A 257-nucleotide genomic window follows, 5' to 3' on the forward strand; every position below is an offset into this window, starting at 1 on the left:
GCGGAAGTAGTTCAGTGGTAGAATACAACCTTGCCAAGGTTGGGGTCGCGGGTTCGAATCCCGTCTTCCGCTCCAATTTTCAATATGACATGCCGGGGTGGCGGAACAGGCAGACGCACAGGACTTAAAATCCTGCGGTGGGTGACCACCGTGCGGGTTCGACCCCCGCCCTCGGCACCATATGCGCCCGTAGCTCAATTGGATAGAGCGTTTGACTACGGATCAAGAGGTTAGGGGTTCGACTCCTCTCGGGCGCG

At 58.0% G+C, this 257-nt stretch carries 3 tRNA genes; all 3 read left to right on the forward strand.

The annotated features are described in order from the left end of the window. The 3 genes from ACS2QP_RS28105 to ACS2QP_RS28115 all read left to right on the forward strand — a co-directional run bounded on the left by ACS2QP_RS28105 (position 1) and on the right by ACS2QP_RS28115 (position 257). A tRNA-Gly gene (locus ACS2QP_RS28105) sits at positions 1 to 75 on the forward strand. A gap of 16 nt (positions 76 to 91) precedes the next feature. Then, positions 92 to 180 (forward strand) — tRNA-Leu (locus ACS2QP_RS28110). A 3-nt stretch (positions 181 to 183) separates the two neighbouring features. Then, positions 184 to 257, forward strand: a tRNA-Arg gene (locus ACS2QP_RS28115).

The sequence above is a fragment of the Bacillus cereus group sp. Bce019 genome (assembly GCF_051781745.1).
Taxonomy (GTDB): Bacteria; Bacillota; Bacilli; order Bacillales; family Bacillaceae_G; genus Bacillus_A; species Bacillus_A cereus.